This is a genomic window from Nocardiopsis lucentensis DSM 44048 (assembly GCF_000341125.1).
GTDB classification, from domain to species: domain Bacteria; phylum Actinomycetota; class Actinomycetes; order Streptosporangiales; family Streptosporangiaceae; genus Nocardiopsis; species Nocardiopsis lucentensis.
Map to the genome: position 1 here is coordinate 1 of NZ_ANBC01000729.1, position 8146 is coordinate 8146.

At 72.6% G+C, this 8146-nt stretch carries 5 protein-coding genes; 2 read left to right on the forward strand and 3 right to left on the reverse strand.

Features of this window, described 5'->3' with window-relative positions; translation table 11 throughout:
* Window positions 1–843 (forward strand): dihydrolipoamide acetyltransferase family protein (locus D471_RS0125605; RefSeq protein ID WP_017601260.1); only part of this gene is annotated, 843 nt, incomplete at its 5' end.
* Window positions 844–1090: 247 nt separating this feature from the next.
* Here the strand turns inward: D471_RS0125605 and D471_RS36180 are convergent.
* Entirely contained in the window at window positions 1091–3073 is a 1983-nt protein-coding gene (locus D471_RS36180) for a serine hydrolase domain-containing protein (protein WP_017601261.1), read from the reverse strand.
* Between the two features lie 210 nt (window positions 3074–3283).
* Between D471_RS36180 and D471_RS0125615 the strand changes: the two genes are divergently transcribed.
* Window positions 3284–4945, forward strand: coding sequence for an OmpA family protein (locus D471_RS0125615; RefSeq protein WP_017601262.1), 1662 nt, complete (start codon window positions 3284–3286; stop codon window positions 4943–4945).
* Between the two features lie 66 nt (window positions 4946–5011).
* Here the strand turns inward: D471_RS0125615 and D471_RS0125620 are convergent, their stop codons facing one another.
* Together D471_RS0125620 and D471_RS40465 are read right to left on the reverse strand one after the other, a co-directional pair.
* On the reverse strand, window positions 5012–5941 hold the full coding sequence (locus tag D471_RS0125620; protein ID WP_017601263.1) for an AEC family transporter: 930 nt from the start codon (window positions 5939–5941) through the stop codon (window positions 5012–5014).
* 91 nt (window positions 5942–6032) lie between these two features.
* Window positions 6033–8146 (reverse strand): protein kinase family protein (locus tag D471_RS40465; RefSeq protein ID WP_161630120.1); only part of this gene is annotated, 2114 nt, incomplete at its 5' end.

Sequence of the window (8146 nt, forward strand, 5' to 3'; positions counted from 1 at the left end):
GGGGTGGACCTGGCGTCGGTGACGCCGACCGGCCCCGGGGGGATCGTGACCCGCGAGGACGTGCGCGCGGCGGCCGAGCCCGCCGAGGCTCCGGCCGCTCCGGTCGCCGAGGCCCCGGCCGTCACGACCGACCGGGCCGCCCGTGAGCGGCGGATTCCGATCAAGGGGGTGCGCAAGCACACGGCGGCGGCGATGGTCGGCAGCGCGTTCACGGCGCCGCACGTCACCGAGTTCCTCCAGGTGGACGTCACACGGACGATGGAGGCGATCACACGCCTGCGCGAGCGGCCCGACTTCGCCGACGTGCGGGTCTCGCCGCTGCTGCTGGTGGCCAAGGCGCTGCTCATGGCGATCCGCCGCAACCCGGAGGTCAACGCGTCCTGGGACGAGGAGAACCAGGAGATCGTGGTCAAGGACTACGTGAACCTGGGGATCGCGGCCGCCACCGACCGGGGTCTGGTGGTGCCCAACGTCAAGGACGCCGACGCCAAGACCCTGCCCGAGCTGGCCGGGGCCCTGAAGGATCTGACCGACACGGCGCGGGCGGGCAAGACGAGCCCGGCGGACATGTCCCAGGGCACGATCACCATCACCAACGTCGGCGTGTTCGGCGTGGACGCGGGCACCCCGATCATCAACCCGGGCGAGGCGGCGATCCTGGCCTTCGGTCAGATCCGGGAGATGCCGTGGGTGCACGAGGGTGAGCTGGCGGTGCGCAAGGTGACGACGCTGTCGCTGTCCTTCGACCACCGGTTGGTCGACGGCGAGCTCGGCTCCAAGGTGCTGCGGGACATCGGCACCGCGCTGGAGGACCCCGAGCTGACCGCCCTCGCCTGGGGGTAGCCGACCCTCCTCGGAGGCCCGGCCTCCGAGCGCTGGACCGGTGTGGTGCGGCCCTTCGCGCGTGAACGAGGCCTCCGGCGGACGGATGATCCGTCCGCCGGAGGCCTCGTGCCGTCCCGACCCGGCCGAGCCGGACGCGGTGGCGGGGCCCGCCCCCCAAGGGGGAGAGGGACGGACCCCGCCATTGGGGTATTCCCGGACGGGCGTTGACCGACACATGGCGTGTGCGCTCCGTTCTGCTCCGGGGTCAGCCCAGCGGCCAGACCAGGTGGTAGCGCACCCCGATCAGCACCACGAACAGCGCGGCCACGGTGACCAGGGTGTGGTGGACCCGCCAGGCCGCCGACCACCAGCCGCGCCGCCAGGCCAGAGCGGTGAGGACCAGGGCCGCGAGAGTGGCCGCAGCCCCCAGGGTCAGGGGAACCAGCAGCACCGGTGAGTCCGCGAAGAACAGGGCGAGCAGCAGGTTCGGGTCGGTGAACAGGTAGGCGAACATACCCACGGTGGCGAACGCCCCGAGGGCGGCGAGCGCGGCGCACCAGCGCGCGGCGGCCGCGCCCCGAGGAGGGCTGGGACGGCGCCGGAGCAGGCGGACCAAGGCCAGCGCAGGCCACACCAGCACAGTCGCCAGCACGAGGAGGGCCGCTCCGACCGCGATCGCGTGGACCCGGGGCGAGTCCGGCCACGCCACGCGTTGGTAGGCGGTCGTGGGGTTGGTGTCGAAGGACAGCCCGGTCACCTGATCGTCGGCCGTGATGAACCCGATCCGGTCGCGTCTTTCCCGTTCCTCGAACAAACCACCGCCGAGGGGCAGGAACCGTTGTTCGGGCAGACCGACGGAGTCGACCACCACGGCCCCGTCCTCGCCCTGGCGCACCCGCACCCAGGACAGCAGCGAGTACACCGAGGCCGGACCGCTGGTGGTGCGGCGGGTCGCGACGTACGTACCCGCGTACCCGCCCGGTGGCACGGCGGCTTCCTCCTCCGCCGGGCCCGGCCCGGCGGAGGGACCCGTTCCCAGCGGCTCGGAGCTGTCTGTGCCGGACCCCTCGGCGACGGGTGCGAACTCTTCGATGAACGCCTCACTGAGGGCCATGCGCATGTCCCGTCCGTCCGCGTCGGTGGTCCCGTCGCCGTTGATCGCGACATGGAAGCCGACTTCGGCCTCGGGGACGACGACGAACATGCTGTGGAACCCGAACAGGTCCCCGGCGTGGCCGACCACGCGGGGCCGGTCCAGTCGCCACTCCCAGGTGCCGTAGCCGACCCCGGTGACCTCCGGGTGCCCGCCCGCCTGACGGTCCAGCATCGCGGTGACGGACTCCTCCGACAGCACACGTTCGCCGTCGAGCTCCCCGCCGTTGAGGACGGCCTGGAGGAACCGTGCCATGTCCGAGGCGGAGGCGATCGCCAGTCCGGAGGGTTCTCCACCCAGGTGGTAGCCGGTGACCGGGGTGCCGTCGGAGCGGTGGGCGACGGGCAGGTCGTGTGCGCGGGCCAGCTCGTGCAGGGGGCCGAACGCGCTGTCCGCCATGCCGAGCGGCTCGAACACGTGCGTGCGGACGTACTCCCCGAACGGCGTACCGGACACCTCCTCGACGATGAGCCCGGCCAGGTTGAGGGAGTGGTTGGAGTAGGCGACGAACTCGCCGGGTTCGAAGATCCGCCGGGGTTCGGCCGCCGCGACGTGGTCCGGCAGGGATGCCAGCTCCGACGAGTCGAACGCGCCCTGTCCGGCGATCGCCTCCTCGAACCCCGCCGTGTGGGTGAGCAGGTGGTGGGTGGTGACCGGACGCCCGGAGGGGGTGGCGGGGACCCTCGCGTTCTCGGGGAGGTAGGCGTTGACGTCCTCGTGGAGGTCGATCCGTCCCTCCTCCGCGAGCTGGAGGACGGCCACGGCGGTGAACACCTTGGCGATCGATCCGACGGGGAACACGTGGCGGTCGGGGTCGACCTCGCTCCCGTGCTCGGCGTCCGCGTGTCCGTAGCCCCCGTACCCCGTCCGCTCGCCGCTCGACACGATGGTGGCCACCGCCCCGGGGACACCGTACTCCTCCAGGAACTCGGGTACCCGCGTGTCCAGGAAGCTCTGCGCGTCCACGGATTCGCCCAGTTCCTCGCCGCTTCGCGGCGCGTGGCCGCCACAGACCTGCGCAACCCCGGCGGCGGCTCCGGGAACCGCCCACGTGGCCAGGAGTACCCACGCCAGCATGGCGGACAGCGCGGTCACCAGTATGGGGAGAACGCCCTGCGGACAGGGGACATGGCGGAGCGGCACGGTCACCTCCGGAGCGCGGGGGGTTGCTGTCGGTTACCACCGTAGGTCGGAGGAGGGGGCGTTGAGGGGTTGTCCACAGGGGAATCCGCACCGCGAACCAACACAGTGTTGCTTGCGTCGTAGTTGTCGTTGGCAAGCGAAAACACTGTAGGAGTCAACCGCATGAACGCGCCGCGGAGCGGAAACACGTCACGCCCCCTGACCGCCACCGCGCTGGTGGTCGCGACCGCGCTGGCACTGTCCGGCTGCGGAGTCGTCCCCGACCTCACCAACCTCACCGGCGGCAGCAGCCCGGAGCCGCCCGAACCGTCGCCCGGTCCGAGCCAGGAACCGGAGCCCCCCGAGCCCACGCCCGAACCCGTCGAGGTCGACTTCCCCTACACCCGTGAGGGGCAGATCTTCCAGGACACCGGCCAGGACTCCACGCTCCGCTTCTCCGTCACGGGCCTGGAGCGCACCGACGAGTACACCGTCCTGTACACCGAGAGCACCTACATCGACCACTTCCGGGGCCGGAACAGCAACCTCGCCATGCCGGACACCCTGGTGGACCCCGTCAGCGGACGGGCCTTTCGCGCACTGCTGGACGAGGACGGCGACCGGTACGGCTCCGTGGCACCCCGGGACGGGCGCTACTACCCCGTCGAGGTCGACGCCACCAACCGGTACCGCTGGTACTTCCCGCGCCTTCCCGACGAGGTCACCCAGGTCACGTTCGTCGGCAGCGGCCTCGGCGCCATGACCGGCATCCCGGTGGTGGACGTCGACGAGGAGCGTCCCGACCCGGAGGCCCCCAACGGCGCCGATCCCGACTTCGACCCCGAGTCCGGCGACACCGTCGAGTTCGAGAACCGGCGTCCCGACGCCGAGGCCGTGGAGCACGTCGGGGAGATGGAGAGCTTCGTCGACTCCGACGTCGCCTCCACCACCCGCGACGGCGACACCGAGACCGTCGCTCTGCGCTCCGACGTCATGTTCGCCTTCGACTCGGCCGAGCTCACCGCGGAGGCCGAGGACGTCGTCCGGCGCGCCGCCCGGTCGCTGGAGCACAACATCGACCCCGACGACCCCGAGGTCACCGTGATCGGCCACACCGACGGCCGCGGCTCCGACGCCTACAACCAGGAGCTGTCCGTCGAGCGGGCCGAGACCGTCCGGGAGGTCCTCGCGGAGGAACTCGGTGAGGGGTACGACTTCACCGTGGAGGGGCGCGGGGCCACCGAGCCGGTCGCCGAGGAGGGCGGCGCTGACGACGAGGAGGCGCGTGCCCGCAACCGGCGCGTGGAGTTCTCCTACCGCGTGGACCGGTCCGGTGACGCCAGGACCGGGAACGATCGCGACGACGAGGCCCTGGGCTCCAGCGAGCGCAGTGTCTTCCCGCCCGCCGCCTTCGTCGAGGACGACACCGCCGAGGTGGTCGCCTCGGTCACCGAGGGGGACGTGCGGATGGACGTGCACCCGCTGCGGCGCGACGGCGCCTACGTGATCAGCACGGTGTCGCTGACCAACACCGGTGACGAGCCGGTGCTGCCCGACATGGGCGGGGAGGACGCCGTGTCCCCGGGCGGACCGACCGAGTTCAGCCAGGGCGCGCTGGGCGGCTTCCAGCTTCTGGAGCCCGACACCGACCTGGTCCGCTACGTCACGCTGTTGAACTTCGGCGGCGACAGCTACGCGGGCTTCGCGGAGGAGGTCCACGAGATGCAGCCGGGCAACACGTACCAGCTGGTCGCGGTGTTCGCCGCGCCGCCCGCCGAGGTCGACCGGGTCACCCTGCGCGCCGGGTCGTTCGGGGAGGTCGAGGACGTGCCGTTCACGGAGTGACGGAGGCCGGGCGAGACGGGCCGTCGGCCGCCCCGCCGGGAGCGCACCCGGCGGGGCGTGGCCGTGTCAGCCCAACAGGAAGGTGACCCCGAACAGGACCGGGATGGTGAGGAGCGTGGTGATCAGTACGACCTCGCGTGCGAGCCCCTCCCCCGTCCGGTGCTGGACGGAGTACGTGAAGACGTTCTGCGCGGTCGGCAGGGCGGCGAGCACGACCACGGAGAACAGCGTCGTGCCGGTCAACCCGAACGCGAACGCGCCGATCGCCCACGCGACGAGCGGTTGCGCGAACGACTTGAGCACGACCGCGACGAACACGGGACCGCGTTCCGGACCGCGCCCGGGGAGGCCGCTTCCGTGCAACGAGATCCCGAACGCCAGCAGCATGGCGGGCACGGCCATACCGCCGACGAGGTCGAACGGTTCCATGAGCGGCGCGGGCGGGGGCCACCCGGAAGCGGAGACCAGGACACCGGCGAGCGACCCGATGACGATCGGGTTGCGCGCCGGGGCGCCCAACGCCCGCCGCAGGACCGGGCCCACCCCGCGCACTCCCCCGTGGGACAGGTCCAGGACGGTGAGCCCCAGGGGGGTGAGCGCGAGCAGCTGCATGAGGAGGATGGGCGCCACCAGGGACGCGTCGCCGAGCACGTACGCGGCGATGGGGATGCCCAGGTTGCCCGCGTTCACGTAACAGGCGCAGAGGGTACCGACAGCGGAGCGGCCCAGCCCCCACCCCCGGACGGCGGCGACGAAGGCGAACGCCAGGCCGATCGTCAGCACGGTCAGGACGCTGGCCAGGGCCGAGGTCGACACCAGGGAGGAGAGGTCGGCGCGCGAGAGGATCGTGAACAGTAGCGCCGGGCTGGCCACATAGAAGGCGAGCCTGGTGAGGACGTCCTTGGCGCCCGGTCCCAGGAGGGGGATCCGTCCCAGCATGTAGCCGATGACGACGACGCTGGTGATGACGCCGAACCCTACGACGACCCCGGACAATCGGCGCTCCTCGTGCGAAACCGCGACACGGCGGGAGAAACGCTATCCGAGCTGGTGCGCCGACGACACGCCGGGGGTCAGGGGAACACGATCACTCCCCGGAATCCGGGCTGGGGGCGTCCGACGGTTCGGCCTCGTCCTCCTCGGCGGCCTCCTCCTCCGCTTCCGCCTCGGCCGCCGCGGCGGCCGCGCGGTCAGCGGCACGGGTGGTGCACACCTCCTCCGCGGGGGCCGAGGAGCCGTCGACGGCGACCACGGTGAAGCAGTACTCGCCGTAGGTGTCGGTGGTGGTGATCTGAGCCGAGGTCACCCCGGCACCGGTCCGGGCCAGGGTCGTGGGTTCGACGTTTCGCGGTCCGCCCACCACGAAGAAGGGCGCGGTCCCGCCGCTGTTGTCGGTCCAGCTGAGCTGGACGGCGTTGAGGGTGTCCGCCAGGCGCACGTCCGTGGGAGCGTTGATCGGTTCGGGGACGGTCGGTTCGACTATCCCGTCCGCGCCGTCGCCGGTGGCTTCCTCGTCCCCGGTGGCCTCGTCGGTTCCGGGGCTCGGCTCGGCGGCGGGCTCCTCGGGCTCGGCGGCCGAGAGGATCGGCGTCTGGGGCCCGGTCGACGCGAAGGCTCCGGAAACGGAGGTGAGCAGCAGGATTCCGCATACGCTCGCCGCGAGGTGGAGGTGTTTGCGCCAGCGGGCCTGGGAGACGTCCGGCTCGTGGAGGGCGGGCCACTCGGGGGTCTCGTCCCTCCGGGCGGCGGCCCCGTCCTCGGGCAGGCGGCCCGACTCGGTCGTGCCGCTCCACCCCTCCACGCGCGACCAGGCGAGCAGTGGGGAGATCTCCTCGCCGCGCAGCTTGGCCATCATGATCTCGGCGGTGCCACCCGCGTTGGTGGCGGGAAGCCTGCTACCGCTCTGGTCGTCCCCGGGCGCAGCCGTGGGCTGGTCGCCGCGCAGTTGCCGGGCGCTGTCGAGGCGCGTCGACGCGGGCGCGGGCGGGTGCTCGGCGGGGTGGGGAGGGGCCGCGGGTGGGGCCGGGGCTTCGGGGGTCTGCCGCGGCCACAGGGGGGCGTTGGGCACGTGTCCGGGGGCCGACACCGCGTAGGGCGGTGTGGGGAGGTGCTGCTGGGGCGTGTGCGCGGCCTGTTCCCCGCTGGGGACGGAGTACGGGGACGGGTGCGGTGCCTGGGCCCCGGAGGGTGTGGTGTGCGGACCGGGGAAGGGGGGCTGCGCGCCGGAAGGAGCCGCGTGGGGCTCCTGGGGTGGGGTCTGCGCACCGGTGTGGGGTGCCTGCTCCCCATCGGCGACAGGGTGGGAGGCCTGTGGTCTCGATGGCGGCACCTGCGCGTCGGGGTGAGCGGCCGCGGCGGGGTGGGGTGGTTGGGGTTCGTGGGGGGTGTGCGCGGCCTGTACGCCACCGGGGACAGCGTACGGGAATGGGACCTGGGATACCTCAGCGCTGGAATGGCCAGTTGTGGTGGGGGGATACGGCTGGGATTCCTGAGGCGTGTGTGACACCTGCTCGCCCTGGGATGAGAGGGGAGGCGTCTGTGGTCCCGGGTGCGGTGCTTGGGCCCCGGAGGGTGTGGCGTGGGGTCCTGAGAGCGGTGCTTGGGCCCCGGAGGGTGTGGCGTGGGGTCCCGAGATCGGTGCCTGGGCCCCGGAGGGTGCGGTGTGCGGACCGGGGAAGGGGGGCTGCGCGCCGGAAGGAGCCGCGTGGGGCTCCTGGGGTGGGGTCTGCGCACCGGTGTGGGGTGCCTGCTCCCCGCTGGGTACGGGGTGCGGGTACGGGTTCTGCGGCCCCGCGGGCGGTGCCTCGGGGGCGGTGGTCGGCAGCACCGAGGTCGGGGGCTGAGCCCCACCGGGCACCGGGGGCGGGTCGACGGGGGCGCTCGCCCCGGTCAACGGAGCCTGGGCACCGCTGGGACCGGAGACCGTCGTCGCCGGTCGCGACGTGCGTGCCTGCTCGAACGCGGCCGCGAAGTCCGCCGCGCTCTCGTGCCGCTCCTGCGGTGCCTTGGCCAGGGCGCGCGAGAGCACACCGCGGAGCTTGCGGGAGATGTCCTGCCGTCCGACCGGCGGGGCCTCCTCGGTCAGCACCCGCCGCGCGTACTCCTGCGCGTCGAACCCGTCCCCGACGGTGAACGGCGTACGGCCGACGAGCATCGTCCAGATCGTCGACGCGAGCTGGTACACGTCCGAGGCGGCCGTCC

Coding starts and splice junctions, on each gene's coding strand:
- D471_RS0125615 (WP_017601262.1), top strand. CDS start 3,284: ATGAACGCGCCGCGGAGCGGAAACACGTCACGCCCCCTGACCGCCACC.